Origin of the sequence: Jiangella alba (assembly GCF_900106035.1) — a bacterium.
In the GTDB taxonomy this organism is placed as follows: domain Bacteria; phylum Actinomycetota; class Actinomycetes; order Jiangellales; family Jiangellaceae; genus Jiangella; species Jiangella alba.
Window position 1 is genome coordinate 1,470,189 of the sequence record NZ_FNUC01000003.1, and the last position, 25,412, is coordinate 1,495,600.

The window sequence follows — 25,412 nt, forward strand, 5'->3', positions numbered from 1 at the left end:
GCTCCTCAGTCGTCGTGCTGAATCGTTTGAGCGGGACTCCTTTCCTGGTGCCGGGGCTGGGCGGGGACAGTGGTCGCGACGTCGGGCCGGACGGCGGCCGGCGGTGGGCCGGCGTCCGGGTCGTTGGCGGTCAGCGGCCCGCCGGCGCGAAGGTGGTGAGTGGCCAGGGGCGAGCTGGCGCCCGAGCCGGTGGCGGTCAGCGGCGCGCCGGCGCCCAGGCCATCGGCGGCTGGTGGGCCGCCGGCGTTCGGGCTGTTGGTGGCTGGTGGGCCGCCGGCGTTCGGGCTTTCGGTGGCTGGCGGTGCGCTGGCGCGTGGGTGGTGAGTGGCCAGGGGTGTGCTGGAGTTCGGGCCGGTGGCAGTCAGCGGCGCGCCGACGCTAGAGCTGTCGGTGGCCGGCGGTGCGCTGGCGTTCGGGCCGGTGGCGGTCAGCGGCCCGCCGGCGCGCGGGCTGTTGCTGGCTGGTGGCGTGCTGGCGCGTGGGTGGTGAGCTGCCAGGGGCGGGCCGACGCGCGGGCCGGTGGCGGTCAGCGGCGGGCCGACCCGCGGGCCGGTGGTGGACCAGGTCAGGTGATGGACGTGCAGCTGGCGGACGCGGTGGGCGGAGTCCCATGCGTGGAAGGCGATCGCGTCGCGACCGTCGGGCGCGGTGACCAGCGAGTTGTGGCCGGGTCCGAGCAGCCGGCCGGGCCGGGTGGCCAGCAGCGGCGGTGTGCCGTCCGGCGCGTGCCGCCACGGGCCGAGCGGGTGGTCGGCGACCGCCCAGGCGACGGCGTAGCCGGGCCCGGTCCAGGCGCCGCCGGAGTACGTCAGCCAGTACCGGCCACCGCGGAAGGCCACCGCGGGGCCCTCGAGCGTGTGCCAGTCGAACCGGCGGCCGTACATCGACCGGCCGCGCTCGTAGAGCTGCCAGTCCGCGTTCGGCGCGAGCACCTCGGCGGGCTCCGCGGCGAGGGCGGTCATCCCGTCCAAGGGTGCGACCGCGAGATGCGTGCCGGGCCGGTCGGCGTCGAGGACGTCGCGGGCGAAGAACAGGTACCACCGGCCGTCGCGGTCGCGGTATGGATGCGCATCGATGGCGAACCGCTCGCCCGGCGTGAGCGACACGCCCACGTCGTCGAACGGGCCGAACGGCGAGTCCGAGCGGGCCACGCGCAGGTGGTGCCCGTCGATGCCGTGCCCGACCGAGTAGTACAGCCAGTAGGCGCCGCCGGCATGCGCCACCTCCGGCGCCCAGAACTCGTCGCCCAGGCCGCCGCCGGGACGGCGCAGCACCGGACCGCGCGGCTCCCAGCCGCGCAGGTCGGGCGACCAGAGCGACTCGAAGACGGCGTCGCCGCGGTGCGACGCGGCGGGCGTGGTGCCGTAGGCGGCGTAGCCGCCGGGGATCGCCAGGACGAACGGGTCGGCGAAGTAGGCGGGGTAGGCCGGCGGCATCATCGCGCGTCCTCCTCGGGCAGCCGCTGCGCGTGCGCCGCGTACCCGTCCGCCACCCGGGTCGGCTGCCGCTCGAGCCGGCCGTCGCCGTCCTCGCGCAGCCGCACCAGCCCCATCCGGCGCAGGAACGGTGTCTTCCCGGCGGACGGGTCACCCAGCGGCGGCGCCGGGCCGATGTCGACGGAGCCGTCGTCGGCGGTGCGGGCGACGGCGAACTCCTCGACGTTGGCGCCGCCCGCGGCCCACGACCAGTCGACGAAGTCGAGCAGCGGCCACCAGGTGTAGCCGCGCACGTCCAGGCCCTCCGCTCGCAGGCGTCGCACCTCCGCGACGGACTCCGTCAGCCACGCCTCGCGCCGCTCGTCGTCGCCCTCCACGCTGGTCTCGGTGAGGACGAGCGGCAGTCCGTAGCGCTCGCGGAAGCCGAGCAGCGCCTCCCGCAGGCCGAGCGCCCCGCGATCGTGCGCGACCTGCAGGACGTCGCCGCCCGCGGTCGTGAGGGCGCGCGGCGTGAGGTCGGGGTAGTAGTTGACGCCCATGAGGTCCACGTGGGCGGGCTCGGCGACGAGGCGGTCGAGCAGGCCCGGGTCGGCGCCGTGCTCCAGCAGCCAGCCGCGCATCGGATGCTCACCCGTGACGCGGCCGAGGGCGAGGTCGGTGGGCAGCCAGCCGATGGCGGCCAGGAACCGGGCGTGCTCGCGCAGCGCCGGCTCGTCCGTCCGCACCTGCGTGGCCGCCTCGACGTGGACGATGCGGGCCCGCGGCTGGGCGGCCCGGATCGCGCGGGCGGCCCGCGCGATGCCGGCCGCGATCGGCACCGCCACCGCCGTCCACCCGTCCCAGCCGGTCCGCCGGGGCGGCCAGATGCCGCGCAGCCCGCAGAACGACGCCGTCGTGACCGGCTCGTTGAGCGGCGTGAAGTGCGTGATCCGGCCGGCGTAGCGCTCGGCGAGCGCCCCGGCGAACTCCGCGACGGCGTCGGGGTAGCGCGGGTCGGCGAACGACCCGGGCAGCCACCGCGGCGTGCCGTAGTGCACGAGATCGGCCACCAGCGTCAGACCCAGGTGATCGACGGCGTACTCGGCGACCGCGTCCAGCCGGTCCCAGTCGAACGTCCCGGGCGCGGGATGCGCGAGCGGCCAGCTGACGCCGTAGCGCACCGCGGTGGCGCCCAGCTTGCCCGCCAGCGCGAGGTCGTCGCGCCAGACCTCGTCGTGGCCGGTCAGGGCGTGCTCGTCGAGCGGCGGCGTCCCGTCCGGCGGGTAGACGCAGGTGTCCTCGATGCCCACCGCCCAGGTGAGCGATCCCGGGGCGAACGGTGGCCGAGTGGTCATTTGAGTCCCGTCGTCGCGACGCCGGCCACGAAGTACCGTTGCGCCAGGAAGAAGGCGATGGCCAGCGGCAGCAGCGAGATCGTCGCCCCTGCCAGCAGCACCGCGTGGTCGATGACGTGCTGGCCGCCGAACAGCGTCAGCCCGGCGGGGAGCGTGCGCATGTCGGTCGAGCTCGTGACGATCAGCGGCCAGAGCAGGTCGTTCCAGAGGTTCATGAAGTGCAGGACGGCCAGCGTCGCCAGCGCCGGCTTGGCCAGCGGCAGGATGATCCGCGCGTAGATGCGCAGGTGGCCCGCTCCGTCGATGCGCGCGGCCTCGTCCAGCTCCCGCGGGATCGAGATGAAGAACTGACGGAGCATGAAGATGCCGAACGCGCTGGTGGCCCGGGGGAGGATGAGCCCCTGGTAGGTGTCCAGCCAGCCGAGGTGGAACAGTTCCACGAACACCGGGATGAGCGTCACCTGGAACGGGACCATCAGCGTGGCGATCACCAGCCAGAAGCACACCGTCGACCCGCGGAACCGGATGCGCGCCAGCGCGTAGGCGCACATCGAGTCGAACAGCAGGCACAGCAGGGTCGTGACGCCGGCGAACACGAAGCTGTTGACGATCAGCCGCAGGAACGGCAACTCCTCCCAGATGCCGCGGTAGCCGTGCAGGCTCCACTGCTGCGGCCACAGGCTGGCCGGCGCCGCGAACAGGTCGGCCTCGGTGCGGAACGAGCCGGTCACCATCCAGACGAACGGGACCAGCGCGAACACCAGCCCGACGCCGAGCAGGATCCACTTCAGCGACGCCCGCAGGCCGCTCGCCGCCCGCGCCGCCGTCCGGGGCGCCGTCCGCACGTCAGTCGACATCGCGGTACCTGAACAGCTTCAGCTGCAGCGCGGACAGCAGCAGGATCAGGACGAACAGGACCCACGCGATGGCCGAGGCGTAGCCGAGCCGGAAGTTCTCGAAGCCTTCGCGGAACATCATGGTGACGAGGGTGTCTGTGGCGAACAGCGGCCCGCCGTTGGTCATCACGTACACGAGATCGAACACCTGCAGTGAGTTGATGGTCAGGATCATGGTCGCGAACAGCAGCGTCGGGCGGATGCTCGGCAGCGTCACGTGTCGGGTCAGCTGCCAGCCGGTGGCGCCGTCGAGGCGGGCCGCCTCGTAGAGCTGCCCGGGGACGCCCTTGAGCCCGGCCAGCAGGATGATCATGGTGAAGCCGGCGTTCTTCCAGACGCTGACGAAGATGACGGTCGGCAGCGCCAGCGCCGGGTCCTGCAGCCAGCCGACGGGGTCGCCGCCGAACCGTTCGATCAGCCCGCTGACCAGCCCGATCTGCGGGTCGAGCAGGAACCGCCAGACCAGCCCGATGACCGCCAGCGCGACCACCGTCGGGAAGAAGAAGGCCGAGCGGACCACCCGGTTGAACCAGCCGTCGCGCTGCAGCGCGGCCGCCGCCGCGTACCCGAGCAGCAGCTGCAGGACGACGCTGACCACGGCGAAGATCGACGTGACCCGCAGCGCGTTCCAGAACCGCTCGTCGCCGAACAGCTCGGTGTAGTTGCCGAAGCCGAGCCACTCCTGGCTGTCGGCGCCCACCTTCCAGTCGTGCAGGCTGTAGCGGAACGACTCGACGATCGGGTACGCGATGAAGACCGCGATGATCAGCAGGCTGGGCGCCATGAACAGCCAGGCCGGCTGCCAGCGCACCGGCCGGCGTGGCCGCGGTGCCCGCTCCGGTGGCGCCGCGCGGTCCTGCTGCGCGGAGCCACCTCGGCGGGCGGCGCCCTCCGCCCCGCCCGCCGAGGCGGTGGACGTCGTCGACATCAGCCCTGGCAGCCGGTGATCGCGTCGATCCGGTCCGACGCCGCCGCGGCCGCGCCCGCGACGTCCTCACCACGGGTGATCTCGCCGATCAGCGGCACGTACGCCTCCGCGTCGACCTCGGTCGCGTTGGGGACGCCCTGCAGGTAGAGGCGGGCGCTCGGCAGCGCCGCGGCGAACGCGGACACCACCTCGTTCGCCGTCAGCTCGGGGTCGTCGGCGAGGTCGGTGCGGACCGGCGGGAAGCCGCTGGCCAGCGCGAACTGCTTCTGCGCCGTGGCGCCGGTCCACCAGGCGAGGAACTGCTGCGCCTCGTCCGGGTGGTCGGTGTCCGCGGACACGGCGAGCGGGACCGTCGACGCCAGCGTCACGTCGCCGTCGACGCCCGTGGGCACCGGCGCCACGCCCAGGTCGATGCCGGCCTCGGTGTAGCCGGCCGCGGCCCACGGGCCGTTCAGCTGCATGGCCGCCTCGCCGGCGCTGAACAGCGCGTCGGACTCGGCGCCCGTCAGCCCGACCGGCGCCACGCCGTCGATGACCAGCTGGGCCCAGGTGGACAGGCTCTCGACGCTCTCCGGGCTGTCCAGGACCGAGCAGTGGTCGTCGCCGACGATGTCGGCGCCGTCCAGCCACTGCAGGATCGGCCACATCTGGATCGTCTCGCGCTCGGCCAGCGACAGGCCGTACACGCCGTCGGCGCTGAGCTGCTGGGCGACGTCGCGGAAGTCGTCGACGGTCGCCGGCGGCGCGTCGATGCCGGCCGCCGCGAACAGCGCCTTGTTGTAGTAGAGCTGCAGGGTGGCGACGTTGGCGGGGACGGCGTAGAGCGCGCCGTCGACGGTGAACGCGTCGATGGCGGCCGGCGCCAACTGGTCGGCGTTGATCTCGGTCTCGCCGTCGCCGATCGCGTCGAGCTCGAGCAGCGAGTCGGTCTCGAGGTAACGGCCGAGGACGTTCGGGTCGAAGCTGGGCGTCGCGAGGTCAGGACCCTGACCCGTGCCCCAGGCCGACGGCAGCTTCTGGGCGATGGTGTCCCACGGCTGCACCTCCATCGTCACCTGGATGTCGTCGTGCGTCGCGTTGAACGTGTCGATCAGCTCCTCGTAGGCGGCGCGGTCGCCGCCGGTGAAGCCGGTCCACATGGTCAGCTCGACCGGCCCCTCGGCCGAGCCGGAGCCGTCGTCGTCGCCCGATCCGCCGCAACCCGCCAGCGTGACGGCCGCCGCCGCTCCCACCGCGAGCAACGCTGCTCGTGTCGTCCTCATGGCTTGCCCCCTCCTTGCGCCCAGGTCATCGGCTCGCAGCCGCATGACTGCCGGGCGACGATCTCGACTGGTTGAACGGTGTGCGCATCGGCGGCGGCGACCCGCGCGCCGCCGATGAGGTCGAACAGGCGGTCGGTGGCCTGGGTGGCCATCCGCTCCGCGGGAACGTGCACCGTGCTGATCGACGGCGTGGTGACGCGGCTCAGACCGAAGTCGTCGAACCCGATCACCGCGATCTCCTCAGGCACCCGGCGGCCGCGGCCGAGCAGGTGGCGCATCGCGCCGAACGCCATCTCGTCGTTGGCGGCGACGACGCCGTCGACGTCGGGCAGGGCCTCGATGGCGGGCCCGGCGGCCGACCCGGACTCCTCGCTGAAGTCGCCCTCGACGACGTGCGCGTCGATGCCGTGCCGCCGCGCGGCGGCGAGGAAGCCGTCGCGGCGGTCGATGGCGCTCTGGTGGTCCAGCGGGCCGCTGAGGTGCACGAGGTCGCGCCGGCCGTGGACCTCGATGAGGTGCTCGGTCGCCGCGCCCGAGGCCTGCACGTCGTCGATGCCGACGCTGACGGCGTCGGGCAGGTACGGGAAGCGGCCCAGCAGCACGACCGGCATGCCGTCGGCGACCAGCCGCTGGATGCCGTCGTCGGTGACCGCGGCGCTCGTGACGATGGCGCCGTCGACCGAGCCGGAGCGCAGGACGCGGTCGTAGGCGACCTTCCCGTGCGACTCGTCCGGGCTGGTCGAGATGACCACCTGGGCGTCGTGCCGGTTGGCGACGGCCGTGACCCCGGTCAGGACGTGCATGAAGTACGCGTGGCCGAAGACGTGCTGGCTGGTGTTCGGCACGATCAGCGCGACGGCGTCGGCCTTGCTCGCCCGCAGCGCCCGGGCCGCGGAGTTCGTCACGTACCCGAGGTCGTCGGCGGCCTGCCGCACCCGGCGCTTCGTCTCGTCGCCGATGCGCGGATGGTCCTGCAGCGCCATGGAGACGGCGGACACCGAGACACCCACCCGCTCGGCCACGTCCTTGAGCGTGGTGCTGGCCGGTGTCCTGCGTCGTTCTGCCACCTGACGTTCTCCTCGTCCGGGTTGCTGTAACGATCCAGCACGGTGATCCTGGGGTCTTTCGGGTGCGCTGAGTTCGTGTGGCTGGTGCTGCTCTAACGATTCAGCAGGGTGGTGCGTGGCTCCCGCGGAGAGCTGTGGGGGAGGCTGCTGTAACGTTGCAGCACACCATAGGGTCGGCGTCGCGGGGGTGTCAAGACCGTCTGGGCTGGGGATTTCGCCGGTGTTCCGGCCGCCCGGGCCGGGGCTGAGAGGTTGGCCCGGGTCGGGGCCGGGTCGGTCCAGCCGGGGGCCAGGGGGCCGGTGCGGGCCGGGCCCGGGTCGGTCGGGCCGGGGCGGTCCAGCCGGGGCCAGGGGGCCGGTGCGGGCCGGGCCCGGGTCGGTCGGGTCGGGGCCCGGGGCGGTCGGGCCGGGTGACGGGTCGGTCAGCGTGGCCGGGTGGCCCAGAACAGCTCGTGCCCGCCGTCGCCCTCGGGGACGAACTCCTGCCGCTCGACGGCGAGTCCGGCGGCCGTCAGCCAGTCCCGGTACGTCGCGGCGTCGGCCTGGCTCCACCACATCGTCGTGCCGCCGCCGAGCCAGTCGTCGTCGCTGCCGGTGAGGGCGTCGTGGCCGGTCGTGGCGACGAACAGGCCGCCCGGGCGCAGCCAGCCGGCGATGCGCTCGAGCAGCGGCGGCTGCTCGGCCAGCGGGAGGTGGATCAGCGCGTACAGGCACACCACGGCGTCGAAGCTCCCCGCCGCGAACTCCACGGCCGTCGCGTCGGCGGTGCGGAAGGTCGCGCCCGGCACCAGAGCGCGGGCGCGGGCGACCTGCACCTCGCTGAGGTCGACGCCGGTGACGGCGAACCCGGCGGCGCTGAGGTCGCGAGCCACCGGGACGCCGTTGCCGCAGCCGAGGTCCAGAACGTCCGCTCCGGCGGGCAGCCGGCGGACCAGCTCGGCGGCCCACGCCCGGTGCGTCTCCGGGTCGGCGTCGTCGGCGCGGTAGCGGTGCGAGAGGGCGTCGTAGCCGCGGCGGACGATCTCTTTCGGGTCGGTGTCACGCTGTTCGGTCACGACGGGTCATGCTACTTCGTCGATCTTCATGAGAATTGCGGCGATTCGACCGAAAGCGCTTCCGGCGCCGTGATGATCGCGCTACCGTCCGGGGCTTTGATGGGCCGTACCTACGGCCTATGTATCCATTTTCGAAGGGGGGCGACCTTGCAAAAGGTCACCATAGCGATCATGGCGGGACTGGCCCTGCTGCTCGGGGCCACGGCTCCGGCCTGGGCCGAGACGAGGGACGCGGCCGACTGCGCCGCCTACGTCACCAACGACTGGTGCGAGCCGACGTCCGACGAGAACTACAACTGTGAGGACATTCCTGAGGCGGACAAGCCGGTCCAGTTGGTCGAGATCGGTGTCGATCCGTTCGGCCTCGACGGCAGCGACAACAACGGGTGGGGCTGCGGCGACGCGCCCGTCGAGGAGCCGCCGGCCGAGGAACCGCCGGCGGACGAGCCGGGCGCGTGCGCTCACTACGCCGACTCCGCGGCCTGGTGCGATGACGCCGTCGAGGACTACGACTGCCCGGACATCGACGACGCCCACAAGCCGATCGAGCTGTTCGACGCCGAGCTGGACCCGTTCCACCTGGACCGGGACTCCGACGCGCTCGGCTGCGAGGTCGGTGAAGACGACGCCGGCAGCACCGATGACGGCGCACCCGACGACGGCGCCGCGGGTGACGACGCCGGCGGCAGCGTCGGCGGGGGCGAGGCGCTGCCGAACACCGGCTCCGGCGACCTGGGGCCGTACTGGCTCGCGGCCCTCGCCTTCCTGGCCGCCGGTGCGCTGCTGATGATCCGCCGCACGGCGGCTCAACGGTAGCCACGTGGGGTGGTCCGGCGCAGCCACGGCGGCGCCGGACCACCTGCCGTCAGAGCCGGCCGAGGTTGTCGCGCAGCCAGTCGCCGCATTCGCGCGTGAACCCGACCCACGACGCGGGCGCCCCCGTGACGTCGATGACCAGCAGTTCGTCGGCGGGGTTCATGTGCAGCCACAGGGAGTCGCGGACCTGGGTGATGCTCATCCTGGTCTCGACCAGCCACGTCGAGTCGAGACAGTGCCAGTACGCCCCGAACCCTTCCAGCGCGTCGAGCAGGTGGTCGTAGCTGTGGCCCGGCGTGTTCGCGTCGAAGCTGACCAGCATCATCGCCATGTCCAGCGGTCCTCCACAACGATCGGCGGCGAAGCGGCGAACGTTAGCGGGAGGGCCGGACAGAACGGGGGACGAGCCGGCCTGTAAGCCGGATTCTGTGGTTCCCGGCGGACCGGGACCGGCGACCATCCATCTACGGCCACCGTTGCCGATGGCCTCCAGCGATCTACCCGGGAGCTCGGGCGGGCCGCCCTCGAACGCTCCCTGTCTGACCTTGCTCCGGGTGGGGTTTACCGAGCCGCCCCAGTCACCTGGGGCGCTGGTGGTCTCTTACACCACCGTTTCACCCTTACCGCCCGCGCGAACGCGGGTGGCGGTCTGCTTTCTGTGGCACTGTCCCGCGGGTCACCCCGGGTGGGCGTTACCCACCACCCTGCCCTGTGGAGTCCGGACTTTCCTCGGCGGGACCTGACGGCCCCGACGCGGCCGCCCGGCCGGCTCGTCCTCCGCGACCAGGATACCGCTCACGCTGCGCGTTCGGCGGCCAGGAGCGCCGCGCCGATGATGCCGCCGTCGTTGCGCAGCCCGGCCGGGACGATCGGGGTGGAGAGGTCGAGCAGCGGGAGGAACTTGTCGGCCTTCTTGCTGACGCCGCCACCGACGACGAAGAGGTCGGGGGAGAAGATGAACTCGAGGTGGGCGTAGAAGTGCTGGAGCCGCTCGGCCCACTGCTCCCACGACAGCTCCTTCTCCTCGCGCACCGACGCCGCGGCGTACTTCTCCGCCTCGTGGTGATGGTGCAGGTAGAGGTGGCCGAACTCGGTGTTCGGCAGCAGCCTGCCGTCGTGCAGGACGGCGCTGCCGATGCCGGTGCCGAGGGTGGTGACGATGACGACGCCGTCGACGTCGGCGGCGGCGCCGAAGCGGTCCTCGGCGACCCCGGCGGAGTCGGCGTCGTTGACGATGGTGACGGACTGCCCGGTGCGCTGCGACAGCTCCTTCTCGAGGTCGACACCGACCCACGACTTGTCGACGTTGGCGGCGGAGTGGATGACGCCGCGTTTCACGATGCCGGGGAACGTGCAGCCGAACGGGCCGTCCCACTCGAACCGCCGGAGCACCTCGAGGACCACCGCGATGACGTTGTCGGGGGTGGACTGCTCGGGGGTGTCGACGCGGAAGCGCTCGGCGGCGAACTCGCCCTGGCCGAGGTCGACCGGTGCGCCCTTGATGCCGCTGCCGCCGATGTCGATGCCGAAGCCCTGCGTCGTCGAGGTCACGTCATCAAGCTTCGCCGATGAACGCGATCGGGGCCAGCGGACCGTTCGCTCGTAGGCACGCAACGCTCCCGTTCGTCCGTTCCGTACCTTGGGCGTGACGACAGGACGAGAACGGTCGAAGAACGGACGACGATCGGCGCGGGTGGCGCTCAGCGCCGCGTTGGCGATGGTGCTGACCGCGGGCGCGAGCACGGGCGCACCACCGCCCGCCCCACCCGGAGCCGGCGAGGCGGGCAGCGGCGGTGCCGGCCAGCTGATCACCCTCGTGACCGGCGACCGCGTGCTGGTCGGCGCCGGCGAGCCGGGACGCGAGAGCGTGACCATGGTGCCCGGGCCGGACAGCCCGTCCGACGCGGTGCAGGTCCGCCGCACCCCCGACGGTACGTACGTCGTGCCGGCCGCGGCGCGGCCGCTCCTCGCGGCGGGCGCGCTCGACCCCGGCCTGTTCGACGTCACCGCGCTGGTCGCCCAGGGCTACGGCGACGAGGACCGGCCGACGCTGCCGCTCATCGTGCAGTACTCCGGCTCGGGGGCGGCGGCGCGCGAGCTGCCCGGCGCGACCGTCACCGCCGCGCTGAACAGCATCGACGCCGTCGCGGTCGAGCAGGACAAGGACGCCGCGGCGCAGTTCTGGTCGACGCTCTCGCCGGCCGACGGCGCGCGCGGGGCCGCCGGCGCGATCTCGCACGTCTGGCTCGACGGCACGGTCCGGGCCAGCCTCGACGAGAGCGTCCCCCAGATCGGCGCCCCGCAGGCGTGGGAGGACGGGTACGCCGGCGCCGGTGCCGTGATCGCGGTCCTCGACACCGGCGTCGACGCCACCCACCCCGACCTCGCCGGGCGGGTCGTCGCCGAGCAGAACTTCTCGACGTCCGACGACGCGCTGGACCGGTTCGGGCACGGCACGCACGTCGCCTCGATCGCCGCGGGCACCGGCGCGGCGTCGGACGGGAGCTTCCGCGGCGTCGCGCCCGAGGCGGCGCTCATCTCGGGCAAGGTCCTCGACGACCACGGCTCCGGCCTGGTGTCCGATGTCATCGACGGCATGGAGTGGGCGGCCGAGCAGGGCGCCGACGTCGTCAACCTCAGCCTCGGGACGGAGCCGACCGACGGACAGGACCCCGCGTCGCTCGCCGTCGACCGGCTGACGGAGGAGTCGGGGGTGCTCTTCGTGATCGCGGCGGGGAACTTCGGTGACGGCCCCGACACGGTCACGAGCCCGGCGGCGGCCGACGCCGCCCTCGCGGTCGGCGCCGTGGACGGCGATGACGTCCTCGCGCCGTTCTCCAGCCGCGGCCCGCGGCTCACCGACAGGGCCATCAAGCCGGAGATCAGCGCTCCCGGCGTCGAGATCACCGCGGCGCGGTCGACCACCATCGACGGCGGCGGCGACGAGGCGTACATGGAGGCGAGCGGGACGTCCATGGCGGCGCCGCACGTCGCCGGCGCGGCCGCGATCCTCGCGGGGCAGCACCCGGACTGGTCGGCGGCGCAGCTACGCGCCGTCCTGATGGCGACCGCCGCCCCTGCCTCTGACGTCAGCATCTACGAGCAGGGCGCCGGCCGGGTCGACGTCGCCGCGGCCGCGACCGTGAGCGTCGTGCCGTCGGCGGGCGAGCTGGAGTTCGGCCACCACCGCTGGCCGCACGATGACGTCGAGCCGGTCACCCGCGAGGTCGCCTACACCAACGTCTCCGATGCTCCCGTGACGCTGGACGTCGCCGTCACCGCGACGGGGGCCGGGCCACCGCTCGCGGACTCGCTCACCGTCACGCCGTCCGAGCTGACGATCCCCGCCGGCGGCACCGCGACGGCCGCCGTGACCGCCGACGTCGCCGCCCTCGGGCCTGGCACCTACGAGGCCGCCGTCGTCGCCACCGACCCGGCGACGCAGCGCTCCGTCCGCATTCCCGCCGGCTGGTACGCCGAGCCGGAGACGTACGACGTCACGGTGCGGCTGGTGGGCCGTGACGGTGAGCCGACACCCGGCGAGGTCGACGTCGTCGAGGTCGAGCAGGACAGCTGGGCGGTCGAGCCGGCGCCGGACGGGACGGCGACCCTCCGGCTGCCCCCGGGCACGTACTCGTTCGGCTCGTTCCTGCACCGCGAGGCCGAGGACGACCGGGTGACGGAGTTCACGTTGGTCGTCGAGCCGGAGGTCGAGGTGGCGGGTACCACGGAGGTCGTCCTCGACGCTCAGAGCGCCGAGCCGGTCCACACGACGGTCCGCGGGGCGGAGGACGCGACGCCACGGTGGAGCATGATCGGGTACGGCCTCGGCCGCTCCGGGACCGGGCGCGTGCTGTCGTCGGGACTCATGGTCGTCGGCGCCGCCTTCGCGCTCTTCGCCACGCCGACCGGGCCCGTGACGTCCGGCGAGTTCTTCTTCGACGCCGGTGCCCGGCTGGAGGAGCAGCCGGTCCGGGCCGAGGTGCCGGGGGCGTCCGCCGAGATCGATACGGACTACTACGGGTTCTCCCCGCGCATTGACGGGACGCTCCGCCTGCCCGTGGTCGACGTGGGCGCGGCCACCGCCGGCGAGCTGCGCGAGACGTCCGTCGACGGCGCGATCGCCCTGGCCGCCCGGGACCTCGGGCGAGAGAACGGCGAGCAGGCGGCCGAGCTCGAACGGGCCGGCGCGAGAGTGGTGCTGTTCTACGACCAGGACAACCCGGGCCTGCAGGTCGACGTGTTGTACCCGCAGGTCGAGATTCCGGTCATCGGCACCAGCCGGGCCGCCGCGGCGCGGCTGCGCGAGCTGCTGGACGCGGGCCCGGTGGAACTCGAGCTCACCAGTTCAGCCGTCACACCGTACGTCTACGACCTGCTCCACCCGGTCCGCGGGCAGATCCCGGAGCGGCCGCGGTGGCAGTTCCGCCGGTCCGATCTCGCGACCATCGACGTCCAGTTCGGCGCGCACACGCCGACGGACGTGGTATCGGAGGCGCGCAACGGCCTGTCGCCCTCCGGCAACTCCATGGGCGGCTGGTACGTGCCGCACGTGACCGCGCCGTCGGAACGCACCGACCACGTGCTGGCGAACGAGGTGCAGTGGTGGCAGGAGGTCCTGTCCCACAACACCGGCGATCAGGGGCCGGTCTGGCGCGAGGTCGAGCGGACGTACCGGCCCCGGCAGCGCGCCGCCGTCCGGTGGATGAGCCCGGTGGCCACCCACTCGCTGCCCGACCGTGAGGCGGCCGACTACAGCGTCAACCGGCACGGCGACACCATCGACGGGTTGATCGGCGGGTTCGTGCACGACCCCGACCACGTGCAGACCTGGGGCTCCGCGCTGGAGGAGTACGCGATGCGGCTGTACCGCGACGACGAGCTGCTGGGGGAGGTGCCCGACCGGTTCGCCTGGTTCGACGTCCCGGCCGGGCCCGGCACGTTCCGCCTCGAGCTGGACGGACGGCTGGATCAGCCCTGGTGGCGCTACTCCACCCGGGTGAGCTCGGCGTGGACGTTCGACTCGGCCGGCGACGACGGCGATGGCGAGCGGTTGCCGCTGCTGCTCGCCGACTACGACGTGCCCGGCGCGGACGCGTCGAGCACGGTGCCGGCGGACGAGCCGATCCGGGTCGACGTCGGCCTGCGGCACCAGGCCGGGTCGTCCGCGGCCGAGATCGACGACGTCGCGCTGGAGGTCTCCGTGGACGACGGCGCGACGTGGACGCCGGTGCGGCTGCGTGGCGCGGACGGCCGCTACCGGACGACGTTCGACCCGGGCGGCGCGGCCGGCGATGCGGTGACGCTCCGGCTCACCGCGTCCGACGTGGACGGCAACCGGCTGGAGCAGACCGTCGTGCGGGCGTTCGGGCTGCGCTGACGGGGCCGGGACGGCGCCGGGACCTCAGGGCAGGGTGAGGATCTCGGCGCCGGTCTCGGTGACCAGCAGCGTGTGCTCGAACTGCGCCGACCGGCGGCCGTCGGCGGTGACCACCGTCCAGCCGTCGTCCCACATGGTCCACTCGTGGGTGCCGAGGTTCAGCATCGGCTCGATGGTGAACACCATGCCCGGCTCGATGACGGTCGTCGACCCGGGGTCGTCGTAGTGCGGCACCACCAGCCCGGAGTGGAACGACTCGCCGACGCCGTGGCCGGTGAACTCGCGGACGACGCCGTAGCCGAACCGCTTCGCGTACGACTCGATGACCCGCCCGATGACGTTGATGGCGCGGCCCGGCTTCACCGCCTTGATGGCGCGGTTCAGCGCCTCCTGCGTGCGCTCGACCAGCAGCCGCGTCTCCTCGTCGACGTCGCCGGCGAGGAAGGTCGCGTTGTTGTCGCCGTGCACGCCGTCGATGTAGGCGGTGATGTCGATGTTCACGATGTCGCCGTCGCGGACGACGGTGGAGTCGGGGATGCCGTGGCAGATGACCTCGTTGACGCTCGTGCACAGCGACTTCGGGAAGCCGCGGTACCCGAGCGTCGACGGGTACGCGCCACGCTCGACCAGGAACTCGTGCCCGATGGCGTCGAGCTCGTCGGTGGTGATGCCCGGGGCGACGTGCTTGCCGACCTCGGCCAGCGCCTGCGCGCCCAGCTGGGCGGCGACACGGATGCGCTCGATGGTGCCGGCGTCCTTCACCTCGGAGCCCTCGAACGGCGCGGGCCGGGCCTTGCCGACGTACTCGGGGCGGACGATGGACGGCGGGACGGGGCGCTCGGGCGAGACGATGCCGGGTACGACGGGCGACATGGTGTGAAAGTCTAGGCTGAGGTGCGCTTCTCAGGCGAAGGGAGTCATCGTGGCCGACGGACCCTGGTACTGGTGCCTCGACCATTCGCGGGTCGAGCCGGTGGACGGCTGCCCCAACGACCGGCGCCTCGGGCCGTACGAGACGCGCGCGGAAGCCGAGGACGCGCTGGCGCGGGCGCACGAGCGCACCGCCCAGCAGGACGCCCTCGACCGCGACTGGGACGACGACGCCTGACGCTTCGGGCGGTCGCCCCGCGCCGGTCGCGGCGCTGGTACGCCGCGACCGGGCACGTGCGGGCACGCTCAGTGGTAGGTGTGTTCCTCGGCCGGGAACGTGCCGCTGACGACGTCGTCGGCGAAGGCCTTGGTGGCGTCGGCGAGGGCGCCCCGGAGGTCGCCGTACTGCTTGACGAACCGGGGGAGGCGGCCCTCGCGCAGGCCGGCCATGTCCTGCCAGACCAGCACCTGCGCGTCGACGTCGGGGCCGGCGCCGATGCCGATGGTCGGGATGCTCAGCCGCTTCGTCACCTCGGCAGCCACCTGCGCCGTCACCATCTCGAGCACGACGGAGAACGCGCCGGCCTCCTCGAGCGCGAGCGCCGCCTCGATGAGCTTGTCGGCCTCGGGCCCGCGGCCCTGCACGCGGTAGCCGCCCAGCGCGTTGACGCTCTGCGGCGTGAACCCGATGTGCGCCATGACCGGCACGCCGGCCTCGACGATGCGGCGCACCGACTCGGCGACCGGCAGCCCGCCCTCGAGCTTCACCGCCTGGGCGCCGGTCTCTTTCATGATGCGGATGGACGTGGCCAGCGCCTGCTCGGGGCCCAGCTGGTACGAGCCGAACGGGAGGTCGCACACGACCAGCGCCCGGCTGGTGGACCGCACGACGGCCCTGGCCAGCGGCACCAGCTCGTCGACGGTGACCGGGACGGTGTCGGCGTGGGCGAACACGTTGTTGCCCGCGGAGTCGCCGACCAGCAGCACCGGGATGCCGGCGGCGTCGAAGATCTCGGCGGTGTACATGTCGTAGGAGGTGAGCATGGGCCAGCGTTCGCCGCGCTCCTTGGCGAGGCGGAGGTCACGGATGGTGACCCGGCGGGAGAGCTGGCCGCCGTACAGCGGGACGGTCTCGTGCGTCATCGCAGGACTCCTTGGGTGCGTCTCGAGGCCCGTGTCCGGGTCCCCTAACACCTCCGATTGTCCCACGAACGAGGGGTCAGTGCGGGGGAGGCGGTGGCGGCAGCTCCCGGGCCGGCTGCACCGGCTCGTCGGCCTCCGGCTGGTCGGCGGCCGCTTCCGGCTGGTCGGCGGGCGCTTCGGGCTGGACGGCGTCCAGCTGCGACTCGGCGGTCGTGGCCGGGGCCTCGGCCGTCGGCTCGGCCGGCGCCTCGGCGGGCGTCGCCGCGGACTCGGCCGCCGGTTCCGCCGTCGGTTCCGCCGGTGCGGCCTCCGCCGCCGGCTCGGCGCCCGGCGTCTCGCGCCAGGCGCTGGTGATCGGCACCCGGCGGTCGCGGCCGAAGTTGCGCATGGTGATCTTCGGGCCGGGCGGGTACTGCCGCCGCTTGTACTCGGCGGTGTCGACCATGCGCAGCACCTTGGCGACGAGGTCGGCGTCGAACCCGGCGGCGCGCAGCTCGCCGGCGCCGAGGTCCTGCTCGAGGTGCCGGTACAGGATGTCGTCGAGCAGCGGGTAGTCGGGCAGCGAGTCGGAATCGAGCTGGCCGGGCCGCAGCTCGGCGCTCGGCGGCTTGTCGATGGAAGCCTGGGGGATGGGCGGCGTCTCGCCGCGCTCGGCCGCCGTGGCGTTGCGCCAGCGGGCCAGCTCCCACGTCAGCGTCTTCGGCACGTCCTTGATCGGCGCATAGCCGCCGACCGCGTCGCCGTAGATGGTGGAGTAGCCGACCGCCAGCTCGGTCTTGTTGCCGGTGGCGAGGACGAGGTGGCCCTCCTGGTTCGACAGCCCCATCAGCGTCATGCCGCGCACGCGGGCCTGCAGGTTCTCCTCGGCCAGGCCGGTCAGCTCGACGTTGTCGAGGAACGTGCGGACCATCGGCGCGATGGGGATGGTCCGGTACCGCAGCCCGGTGCGCTCGGCCAGCTGCTGAGCGTCGGACTTGGAGTGCTCGGACGAGTACGAGCTGGGCATCGAGACCCCGTGCACGTTCTCGGCCCCGAGCGCGTCGACGGCGATGGCGGCGACCAGCGCGGAGTCGATGCCGCCGGACAGCCCCAGCACCACCGACGAGAAGCCGTTCTTGCGCACGTAGTCGCGCAGCCCGGTGACGATGGCCGCGTACACCTCGGCGAGGTCGGACAGCCGCGGCGCCAGCGCGCCGGGATCGGGCGTGTACGCGGGCAGCGGCGCGGTGGTCAGCGTGCTGCGGTGGACGGCGAACCCGGCGACGCGCTCCTGCGTCATGCCCCACGGGCCGGGCGCCGGCGCGACCGCCTCGGGCAGCTGGAGGTCGACGACCAGGCAGCCCTCCTCGAACTGCGGCGCCCGTGCGAGCAGCTCACCGTCGGGGCGCACGACCAGGGAGTCGCCGTCGAAGACCAGTTCGTCCTGGCCGCCGACCATGTTGACGTACGCCAGCGTGGCCTGCGCGGCCGCGGCCCGGCGGCGGGCGAGGTCGAGGCGGGTGTCGTCCTTGTTGCGCTCGTACGGCGACCCGTTGACGACGAGCAGCAGCCCGGCCCGCGCCTCGCGCGCGACCGAGACCGGCCCGCCGTCCTGCCAGATGTCCTCGCAGACGGCCAGCGCGACGTCGATGCCGTGCAGCCGGAACACGCCGAGGTGGTCGCCGGGGACGAAGTAGCGGGCTTCGTCGAACACGCCGTAGTTGGGCAGGTGGTACTTCGCCTGCCGGGCCACCACGCGCCCGCCGTAGAGGACGGCGACGGCGTTCTGCGGCGAGCCCTTGGGGCGCCCGAGCTGGAACTGGCCGGCCGTGGCGTCGTCGCGGCCCAGATAGCCGACGACGACGGCGGTGGCGCCGAGCCCCTCGCCGTCGAGGCGGGCCGCCAGCTTCTCCAGCGTGGCGCGCGATTCGTCGACGAAGGACGCCCGCAGCGCGAGGTCCTCGACCGGATAGCCGGTGAGCATCATCTCGGGGAAGGCGACCAGGTGGGCGTGCTGCGCGGCGGCGTGCTTGGTCATGCGGACGACGAGGTCCGCGTTGGCCTCGAGCGCACCGACGGTCGGGTTCACCTGAGCGAGCGCGATTCTGATCTGCGGCACGGTCCGAGCCTAATGCCACGGCCGTCACCGTCCCGCTACCCGGCGGACACACCCGTGGGGCACACTGGCGACGTGGAGAAGCAGCAGCAGTTCGTCCTCCGGTCGCTGGAAGAGCGCGACATCCGGTTCGTCCGGCTCTGGTTCACCGACGTGCTCGGGTTCCTGAAGTCGGTCGCGGTCGCGCCGGCCGAGCTGGAGAACGCGTTCTCCGAGGGCATCGGTTTCGACGGCTCCGCCATCGAGGGGTTCGCCCGCGTCTACGAGGCCGACATGCTGGCCAAGCCCGATCCGTCGACGTTCCAGGTGCTCCCGTGGCGGGGTGGGTCCAACGGCACGGCCCGCATGTTCTGCGACATCCTCATGCCCGACGGCTCGCCGTCGTACGCCGACCCGCGGCACGTGCTCAAGCGCGCGCTCAGCCGGGCCGCGGAGCAGGGGTTCACCTTCTACACGCACCCCGAGGTCGAGTTCTTCGTCTTCAAGAACCAGCCGTCCGGCGGCGAGGAACCGACCCCCGTCGACGCCAGCGGCTTCTTCGACCACACCGCACACGGCATCGCGCAGGACTTCCGCCGCGACACCATCACCATGCTCGAGGACATGGGCATCTCGGTCGAGTTCAGCCACCACGAGGGCGCACCCGGCCAGCAGGAGATCGACCTGCGCTACGCCGACGCTCTGGCCACGGCCGACAACCTCATGACGTTCCGCGCCGTCGTCCGCGAGGTGGCGCTGTCGCAGGACCTCTACGCGTCGTTCATGCCCAAGCCGTTCACCGCGTGGCCGGGGTCGGGCATGCACACCCACGTGTCGCTGTTCGAGGGCGACCGCAACGTCTTCCACGAGCCGGGTGCGGAGTACCAGCTGTCCAAGACGGCGCGGTCGTTCATCGCCGGGCTGCTGCGGCACGCGCCCGAGATCACCGCCGTCACCAACCAGTGGGTCAACTCCTACAAGCGGCTGCGCGGCGGCGGCGAGGCGCCGGCCTACGTCTGCTGGGGCCACAACAACCGGTCGGCGCTGGTGCGCGTCCCGATGTACAAGCCCGACAAGGGCCAGTCGGCGCGGGTCGAGTTCCGTTCGCTCGACTCCGCCTGCAACCCGTACCTCGCCTACGCCGTCATCCTCGCGGCCGGGCTGAAGGGCATCGAGGAGGGCTACGAGCTGCCGCCGGGCGCCGAGGACGACGTGTGGGCGCTGACCGACCGCGAGCGCCGGGCCATGGGCATCGACCCGCTGCCGGCGTCGCTGGACGAGGCGATCGAGGCCATGGAGAACTCCGAGCTGGTCGCCGAGACGCTGGGCGAGCACGTCTTCGAGTTCTTCCTGCGCAACAAGCGGGCCGAGTGGAACGAGTACAGCCTGCAGGTCACCGCGTTCGAGCGGGCCAAGATGCTGCCGGTGATGTGACCCGTTGATCGACGTCGTCGAGCACGAGCCGGGCTGTCCGCTGGACCGCTTCGGCGGCTGGCTGGAGGACGCCGGCGCGAAGGTGCGGGTGCTGCGGCCCTACGCCGGCGACGCCGTCCCCTCGACGCCGGGCGACGGGCTGATCGTGCTGGGCGGGCAGGTCGACGCCTACGCCGACGACGCGGCGCCGTGGCTGCCGGCGGTGCGGGTGCTGCTGCGCGCCGCCGCGGCGGACGGCACGCCGACGCTCGGGATCTGCCTGGGCGCGCAGCTGCTGGCGGTCGCGTGCGGCGGGACGGTCGATGTCGGGGCGGCGCCGGGTCGCGAGGCGGGCGTCGTCGACGTCCACTGGCGCCCCGAGGCGGCCGGCGACCCGCTGCTCGGCGGGCTGGCCGACCCGTTCCCCGGCCCGAGCATGCACGCCGACGCCGTCGCGGAGCTGCCGCCCGGCGCCGTCTGGCTCGGGTCGTCGGCGATGTACCCGCACCAGGCGTTCCGGGTCGGCGCGGCGGCGTGGGGCGTGCAGTTCCACCCGGAGGTGTCCGAGCCGACGTTCGCCGGCTGGGCGGCAGAGCTGGGCGACGTCGACGCGGCGCCGGTGCTGCGCGAGCTGGCCGGCCGCGACGCTGATGTCGTCGCCGCCGGACGCGAGCTGGCCACCCGGTTCGCCCGCATCGTCGAGGCGGCGGGCGCGGACCGCCGCTAGGCTCGGACGGTGTCCAGGCTGCGCCGCCAGGCGCCGGTGCTCGCGGTCATCGCCGCGGGCGGCGTGCTCGGCGCGCTGGCCCGCCACGGCGCGGCGTCGCTGCAGGCCGACGCCGGCACCGGCTGGCCGTGGGCGATCCTCGTCGTCAACGTGTCCGGCTGCCTGCTGATCGGCGTGCTCATGGCGGTGCTGCTCGACCTCACCGCGCCGCACCGGCTGCTGCGCCCGTTCCTCGGCATCGGCGTGCTGGGCGGGTACACCACGTTCTCCACCTACGCGGTGGACACCCAGCGGCTGCTGGCCGACGGCCGGGTCGCCGCCGCCCTGACGTACTACCTGGTGACGCCGGTGCTGGCGCTGTCAGCGGTCTGGATCGGGACCGCGGCCACCCGGGCCCTGCGAGGAAGGAGACGCGCATGACGCTGGAGGGACCCGCCCGGCGGCTGACCATCGTCGTCGGCGAGAACGACACCTGGCACGGCCGGCCGCTGTACACCGAGATCGTGCACCGGGCGCACGCCGCGGGGCTGGCCGGCGCCAGCGTGTTCCGCGGCATCGAGGGGTTCGGCGCGTCCAACCACATCCACACCACGCGCATCCTCAGCCTGTCCGAGGACCTCCCGGTCGCCGTCGTGATCGTCGACCGCGCCGAGCCCGTGCACCGGTTCGTCGACGAGGTCGCGCCGCTGGTCGAGGAGGGCCTCATCACCCTCGCCGACGTCGAGGTCGTCCGGTACGTGGGCCGCGGCTCGTGACGCTGCTGCTGGTGGCCGCCGGCGCGGCGGTCGGCGCGCCGCTGCGCTACGTCGTCGACCGCTGGGTGCAGCTCCGGCTCGACGGCGCGTTCCCGTGGGGCACGCTGGTGGTCAATGTCGTGGGGTCGTTCGTCCTCGGCCTCGTCCTCGGGTCGCCGTCGCGTGACCCCGAGCTGGTGGCGCTGCTGGCGACCGGCTTCTGCGGCGCGCTGACCACGTACAGCACGTTCGGCTACGAGACGCTGCGGCTGCTCGAGGACGGCGCATGGTCCCGCGGGGCGGCGAACGTCCTGGTCAGCATGGGTGCCGGGCTGGGCGCCGCCGCCCTGGGGTGGACGCTGGCGTGGTGAGCCGGCCCGCCCCGCCTTTGCAATGAGCACCTCTACGCACCACCCGGTCGAGTGGTGCGTAGAGGTGCTCATTGCAAAGGGCCGACGCCGGAGGCCCGGGCGAGGACCGTCGGACGACGGCGGTAGGTTGGTCGCATGTCTGTGAACCGGACGGAGGGCCGCGTCGCGTCGCTGGCCAAGGCCGGGTTCGCCGACACCGCCGCGGCGCAGCGCGAGCTCGACGACCCGCTGCTCGCCGGGCTCGCCGGCACCGACCTCGTGGCCGCGCTGGCCGCCGTCGCCGACCCCGACCTCGGGCTGCGCGGCGTGGGCCGGCTGATGGCGGCGCTCGAGACCGAGCCGCGACGCGCGCAGCTGCGGGCGCTGCTGGCGGACGACTCGCCGCACCGGCGCCGGCTGCTGGCCGTCCTCGGGTTCAGCTCGGCGCTGGCCGACCACCTCTGCCGGCATCCGGACCACTGGCGCGACCTCGGCGCGCTGGACCCCGGCGACCGGCCCGGCGCCGACGCCGTCCGGGCCGCGCTGCTGACCGCCGTCGGGGCCGACCCCGCCGCCGCCGTGCCCGTCGCCGCAGGTGAGCAGGCCGATCTGCTCGACGCGCTGCGGGTGGCGTACCGTCGCCACGTCACGGCGCTGGCGGCGCTCGACCTCGCCGACCGGCTCGACGTCGCCGCCGTCGCCGCCGATCTGGCCGACCTCGCCGGTGCCACGCTCGAGGCCGCGCTCGCCGTCGCCCGGGCCGGGCTGCCCGGCAGCGCGCCCGACTGCCGGCTCGCCGTCATCGCCATGGGCAAGGCCGGCGGCCGCGAGCTGAACTACGCCTCCGACGTCGACGTCGTGTTCGTCGCCGAGCCGCCCGCCGACGCGCCCGACGACGCGACCGGCTGGCTGACCACCGCGACGACGCTGGCCACGGCGCTCATGCGGGCCTGCTCCGTGTACACCGGCGAGGGCACCATCTGGCCGGTCGACGCGGCCCTGCGGCCCGAGGGCAAGCAGGGGCCGCTGGTGCGCACCGTCGCCAGCCACGCCGCCTACTACCGCGATTGGGCGAAGACCTGGGAGTTCCAGGCGCTGCTCAAAGCCCGTCCGGTGGCCGGCGACCGCGAGCTCGGCCAGCAGTACGTCGACGCCGTCATGCCGATGGTGTGGACCGCGGCCGGCCGCGACCACTTCGTCGACGACGTGCACGCCATGCGGCGGCGGGTCGAGGACCACATCCGCCCGGCCGAGGCCGACCGTCAGCTCAAGCTCGGTCCCGGCGGGCTGCGCGACGTCGAGTTCGCCGTCCAGCTGCTGCAGCTGGTGCACGGCCGCGCCGACGTCAGCCTGCACGACGGCAACACGCTGGGCGCGCTCGCGGCGCTGACCGCCGGCGGGTACGTCGGGCGCGACGACGGCGCCGTGCTCGACGCCGCGTACCGGTTCCTGCGCACGTTCGAGCACCGCATCCAGCTGCGCGGGCTGCGCCGCACCCACGTCGTCCCCGACTCCGACGAGCTGCTGCGCGTGCTCGCGCGGTCGCTGGCGCTGCGGCAGCCGGCGGAGCTGGACGACGTCTGGCACCAGCAGGCGCGCGAGGTGCGGCGGCTGCACGAGAAGCTGTTCTACCGGCCGCTGCTGTCCGCCGTCGCGCGGCTGCCCGGCGACGGCGTCCGGCTCAGCCCCGAGGCGGCGCTGGCCCGGCTGCGGGCGCTCGGGTACGCCGACCCCGCGGGGGCGCTGCGGCACCTCGAGGCGCTGACGACGGGCGTGTCGCGGCGGGCGGCGATCCAGCGGACGCTGCTGCCGGTGCTGCTCGGCTGGTTCGCCGACGCCCCCGAGCCCGACACCGGGCTGGCCGGGTTCCGCAAGGTCAGCGAGGCGCTGGGCACGACGCCCTGGTACCTGCGGCTGCTGCGCGACGACGGCGCGGCGGCCGAGCGCATGGCGCGCGTGCTGGCGTCCGGCCGGTACGCCACCGAGCTGCTGCTGCGCGCGCCCGAGTCGGTCGCCATGCTCGGCGACGACGACGCGCTGCGGCTGCGCGAGCGCGGGCCGCTGGAGAAGGAGGTGCTGGCCGGCGTCCAGCGCCACGACGACCCCGTCGCCGCCATCGGCGTCGTGCGCGCCATGCGGCGGCGCGAGCTGTTCCGCGTCACCGTCGCCGACCTCGCCGCCGCGGCCCCCGTCGAGGCCGTCGGGGAGGCGCTGACGGCCATCGCGGAGGCCACGCTGTCCGGCGCGCTGGCCGCCGCCACCCGCGCCGTCGAGGCCTCGCGCGGCGGGCCGCTGCCGACCCGCCTGGCCGTCGTCGCGATGGGCCGGCTCGGCGGCCGCGAGATGGGGTACGCGTCCGACGCCGACGTCTTGTTCGTCCACACGCCGTACCCCGACGAGGACGAGACCCAGGCGGCGTCCGCGGCGCTCGCCGTCGCCAACGAGCTGACCCGGCTGCTGTCGCTGCCCTCGCCCGAGCCGTCCCTCACCGTCGACGCGGCGCTGCGGCCCGAGGGCAAGCAGGGGCCGCTGGTGCGGACGCTGGCCTCCTATGCCGCGTACTACGACCGGTGGGGCGAGGTGTGGGAGCGGCAGGCGCTGCTGCGGGCGGCCCCGTGCTGCGGCGACCCCGAGCTGCTGCGGCGCTTCTCCGCCCTGATCGACCCCCTGCGCTGGCCGACCGCCGGCCTCACCGACGGGCAGCTTCGCGACGTGCGGCGCATCAAGGCGCGCGTCGAGTCCGAGCGGCTGCCCCGCGGCGCCGACCCGTCCATGCACCTCAAGCTGGGGCCCGGCGGCCTGGCGGACGTCGAGTGGACGGCGCAGCTGCTGCAGCTGCGGCACGCCTCGTCCGTGCCCGCCCTCCGCACCACGTCGACGCCCGGCGCGCTGGCCGCCGCCGTCTCGGCCGGCCTGCTGGCGGCGGACGACCGCTCGGTCCTGGAGGACTCCTGGCGGCTGGCGGCCCGCATCCGCAACGCCACCGTCCTCGTCACCGGCCGCCCGTCGGACATGCTGCCCAAGGACCCCAAGACGCTGGCCGCGGTCTCCCAGGTCCTCGGCTACGGCGCCGGCGAATCCACCCTCTTCGTCGACGACTACCACCGCTGCGCCCGCAAGGCCCGCTCCGTCGTCGAACGCCTCTTCTACGACGACGCCCGCTGACCCCGCTCCGGCCGCGATAATGGCGGCATGTGGGGAATCATTCTGCTCTTGCTCGTGGCCTGGCTGGTCATCTCGGTGCTGGGACTGGTCATCAAGGGCCTGCTCTGGCTCTTCTTCATCGGCGTGGTCCTGTTCCTGGCCACGTCGGCATGGGGTTGGATCAAACGGAACAGCGATGACGCTCGCTGACTCCGCGCACCTCGAACGGTGCGTCGAGCTGGCCGAGGCCGCGCTGGCCGCCGGCGACGGGCCGTTCGGGTCGGTGCTGGTGAGCGCCGACGGCGCCGTGCTGGCCGAGGACCACAACCACGAGACATCCACCGGCGACGAGACCGCGCATCCGGAGCTGGCGCTGGCGCAGTGGGCCGGGCGGCACCTGACGGCGCAGGAGCGGGCCGGCGCCACCGTCTACACGTCCGGCGAGCACTGCCCGATGTGCGCCGCCGCGCACGGGTGGGTCGGCCTCGGCCGCATCGTCTACGCCGCGTCCAGCGCCCAGCTGTCCGGCTGGCGGGCCGGCTGGGGGCTGCCGCCCGCCCCCGTCAGCGCCCTCCCCATCACTGACGTCGTCCCGGGCCTGGAGGTCGTGGGGCCGGTGCCGCCGTTCGACGAGCGGATGCGGGCCATCCACGAGCGGGCCGTGCGGCGGTAGAACGAGAGAACCGCCGGCCGCGCCTCGAGGCAGGCGGCCGGCGGCTCCCGTCGGGGGACTGCCCTGCGATCAGATGTCGTAGTTCTGACCGCACTCGTGCCTTGGCCTGC

Annotated in this window: 23 protein-coding genes and 1 other RNA gene; 11 read left to right on the top strand and 13 right to left on the bottom strand. The window is 73.6% G+C overall.

What is annotated here, in order from left to right; translation table 11 throughout:
• Window positions 1-5: 5 nt before the first annotated feature.
• The 7 genes from BLV02_RS37130 to BLV02_RS09280 form a co-directional block, all read right to left on the bottom strand.
• Window positions 6-1,439 carry a glycoside hydrolase family 43 protein gene (locus tag BLV02_RS37130; protein WP_074946251.1) on the bottom strand — a complete coding sequence of 478 codons (1,434 nt, stop codon included), beginning with the start codon at window positions 1,437-1,439 and terminating at the stop codon, window positions 6-8.
• Entirely contained in the window at window positions 1,436-2,770 is a 1,335-nt protein-coding gene (locus BLV02_RS09255; RefSeq protein ID WP_069110793.1) for a family 1 glycosylhydrolase, read from the bottom strand. The genes BLV02_RS37130 and BLV02_RS09255 overlap by 4 nt, the downstream gene beginning before the upstream one ends.
• Window positions 2,767-3,627: a carbohydrate ABC transporter permease gene (locus BLV02_RS09260; protein WP_216094136.1), complete on the bottom strand. Its 861-nt coding sequence runs from the start codon at window positions 3,625-3,627 to the stop codon at window positions 2,767-2,769. Before BLV02_RS09260 ends, BLV02_RS09255 begins: the two co-directional genes overlap by 4 nt.
• Window positions 3,617-4,594 (bottom strand): carbohydrate ABC transporter permease, encoded by a 978-nt coding sequence (locus tag BLV02_RS09265; protein WP_069110792.1) that lies wholly within the window; start codon window positions 4,592-4,594, stop codon window positions 3,617-3,619. Before BLV02_RS09265 ends, BLV02_RS09260 begins: the two co-directional genes overlap by 11 nt.
• Entirely contained in the window at window positions 4,594-5,856 is a 1,263-nt protein-coding gene (locus BLV02_RS09270; protein ID WP_069110791.1) for an ABC transporter substrate-binding protein, read from the bottom strand. Before BLV02_RS09270 ends, BLV02_RS09265 begins: the two co-directional genes overlap by 1 nt.
• Window positions 5,853-6,923: a LacI family DNA-binding transcriptional regulator gene (locus BLV02_RS35000; protein WP_171906709.1), complete on the bottom strand. Its 1,071-nt coding sequence runs from the start codon at window positions 6,921-6,923 to the stop codon at window positions 5,853-5,855. Before BLV02_RS35000 ends, BLV02_RS09270 begins: the two co-directional genes overlap by 4 nt.
• A 422-nt stretch (window positions 6,924-7,345) precedes the next feature.
• The gene (locus BLV02_RS09280) at window positions 7,346-7,978 is read right to left on the bottom strand and encodes a class I SAM-dependent methyltransferase (RefSeq protein WP_083288498.1); all 633 of its coding nucleotides are present in this window, start codon (window positions 7,976-7,978) and stop codon (window positions 7,346-7,348) included.
• A gap of 171 nt (window positions 7,979-8,149) precedes the next feature.
• Between BLV02_RS09280 and BLV02_RS09285 the strand changes: the two genes are divergently transcribed.
• The gene (locus BLV02_RS09285; RefSeq protein WP_069110789.1) at window positions 8,150-8,794 is read left to right on the top strand and encodes an LPXTG cell wall anchor domain-containing protein; all 645 of its coding nucleotides are present in this window, start codon (window positions 8,150-8,152) and stop codon (window positions 8,792-8,794) included.
• 49 nt (window positions 8,795-8,843) lie between these two features.
• On the opposite strand, the gene BLV02_RS09290 is transcribed toward BLV02_RS09285, so the two are convergent.
• The 3 genes from BLV02_RS09290 to ppgK form a co-directional block, all read right to left on the bottom strand.
• Complete coding sequence (locus BLV02_RS09290) at window positions 8,844-9,125, bottom strand: hypothetical protein (protein ID WP_069110788.1); 282 nt, start codon at window positions 9,123-9,125, stop codon at window positions 8,844-8,846.
• 68 nt (window positions 9,126-9,193) lie between these two features.
• Window positions 9,194-9,567: RNase P RNA component class A (gene rnpB, locus BLV02_RS09295), an RNA gene on the bottom strand.
• A gap of 22 nt (window positions 9,568-9,589) precedes the next feature.
• On the bottom strand, window positions 9,590-10,345 hold the full coding sequence (gene ppgK, locus BLV02_RS09300; protein WP_069110787.1) for a polyphosphate--glucose phosphotransferase: 756 nt from the start codon (window positions 10,343-10,345) through the stop codon (window positions 9,590-9,592).
• Window positions 10,346-10,439: 94 nt separating this feature from the next.
• Here ppgK and BLV02_RS09305 point away from each other — a divergent pair, with 94 nt between their 5' ends.
• Window positions 10,440-14,174 (top strand): S8 family serine peptidase, encoded by a 3,735-nt coding sequence (locus BLV02_RS09305; RefSeq protein WP_245737716.1) that lies wholly within the window; start codon window positions 10,440-10,442, stop codon window positions 14,172-14,174.
• Window positions 14,175-14,198: 24 nt separating this feature from the next.
• Here BLV02_RS09305 and map read toward each other — a convergent pair whose 3' ends face one another.
• Window positions 14,199-15,047, bottom strand: a complete 849-nt coding sequence (gene map / locus BLV02_RS09310) for a type I methionyl aminopeptidase (protein ID WP_069110786.1) — start codon at window positions 15,045-15,047, stop codon at window positions 14,199-14,201.
• 49 nt (window positions 15,048-15,096) lie between these two features.
• On the opposite strand from map, the gene BLV02_RS09315 reads away from it, so the two are divergent.
• Window positions 15,097-15,282 (top strand): hypothetical protein, encoded by a 186-nt coding sequence (locus tag BLV02_RS09315; protein ID WP_069110785.1) that lies wholly within the window; start codon window positions 15,097-15,099, stop codon window positions 15,280-15,282.
• A 68-nt stretch (window positions 15,283-15,350) separates the two neighbouring features.
• On the opposite strand, the gene panB is transcribed toward BLV02_RS09315, so the two are convergent.
• Window positions 15,351-16,187, bottom strand: coding sequence for a 3-methyl-2-oxobutanoate hydroxymethyltransferase (panB, locus tag BLV02_RS09320; RefSeq protein WP_069110784.1), 837 nt, complete (start codon window positions 16,185-16,187; stop codon window positions 15,351-15,353).
• A 76-nt stretch (window positions 16,188-16,263) separates the two neighbouring features.
• Window positions 16,264-18,285, bottom strand: a complete 2,022-nt coding sequence (locus BLV02_RS09325; RefSeq protein ID WP_083288496.1) for an NAD+ synthase — start codon at window positions 18,283-18,285, stop codon at window positions 16,264-16,266.
• Window positions 18,286-18,357: 72 nt separating this feature from the next.
• Between BLV02_RS09325 and glnA the strand changes: the two genes are divergently transcribed.
• From glnA to BLV02_RS09360, 8 genes are all read left to right on the top strand, one after another.
• Entirely contained in the window at window positions 18,358-19,695 is a 1,338-nt protein-coding gene (glnA, locus tag BLV02_RS09330) for a type I glutamate--ammonia ligase (RefSeq protein ID WP_069110783.1), read from the top strand.
• Between the two features lie 4 nt (window positions 19,696-19,699).
• Window positions 19,700-20,401 carry a type 1 glutamine amidotransferase gene (locus BLV02_RS09335; protein ID WP_069110782.1) on the top strand — a complete coding sequence of 234 codons (702 nt, stop codon included), beginning with the start codon at window positions 19,700-19,702 and terminating at the stop codon, window positions 20,399-20,401.
• Window positions 20,402-20,410: 9 nt separating this feature from the next.
• Window positions 20,411-20,821 carry a fluoride efflux transporter CrcB gene (crcB, locus tag BLV02_RS09340; RefSeq protein WP_069110781.1) on the top strand — a complete coding sequence of 137 codons (411 nt, stop codon included), beginning with the start codon at window positions 20,411-20,413 and terminating at the stop codon, window positions 20,819-20,821.
• Window positions 20,818-21,156, top strand: coding sequence for a DUF190 domain-containing protein (locus BLV02_RS09345; protein ID WP_069110780.1), 339 nt, complete (start codon window positions 20,818-20,820; stop codon window positions 21,154-21,156). The genes crcB (BLV02_RS09340) and BLV02_RS09345 overlap by 4 nt, the downstream gene beginning before the upstream one ends.
• Window positions 21,153-21,506 (top strand): fluoride efflux transporter CrcB, encoded by a 354-nt coding sequence (gene crcB / locus BLV02_RS09350; RefSeq protein WP_069110779.1) that lies wholly within the window; start codon window positions 21,153-21,155, stop codon window positions 21,504-21,506. The genes BLV02_RS09345 and crcB (BLV02_RS09350) overlap by 4 nt, the downstream gene beginning before the upstream one ends.
• A gap of 135 nt (window positions 21,507-21,641) precedes the next feature.
• Window positions 21,642-24,650, top strand: a complete 3,009-nt coding sequence (locus BLV02_RS09355) for a bifunctional [glutamine synthetase] adenylyltransferase/[glutamine synthetase]-adenylyl-L-tyrosine phosphorylase (protein ID WP_069110778.1) — start codon at window positions 21,642-21,644, stop codon at window positions 24,648-24,650.
• Window positions 24,651-24,677: 27 nt separating this feature from the next.
• Entirely contained in the window at window positions 24,678-24,839 is a 162-nt protein-coding gene (locus tag BLV02_RS36415) for a hypothetical protein (RefSeq protein ID WP_171906707.1), read from the top strand.
• Window positions 24,826-25,302: a nucleoside deaminase gene (locus BLV02_RS09360; protein WP_069110777.1), complete on the top strand. Its 477-nt coding sequence runs from the start codon at window positions 24,826-24,828 to the stop codon at window positions 25,300-25,302. The genes BLV02_RS36415 and BLV02_RS09360 overlap by 14 nt, the downstream gene beginning before the upstream one ends.
• Window positions 25,303-25,412 lie beyond the last annotated feature (110 nt).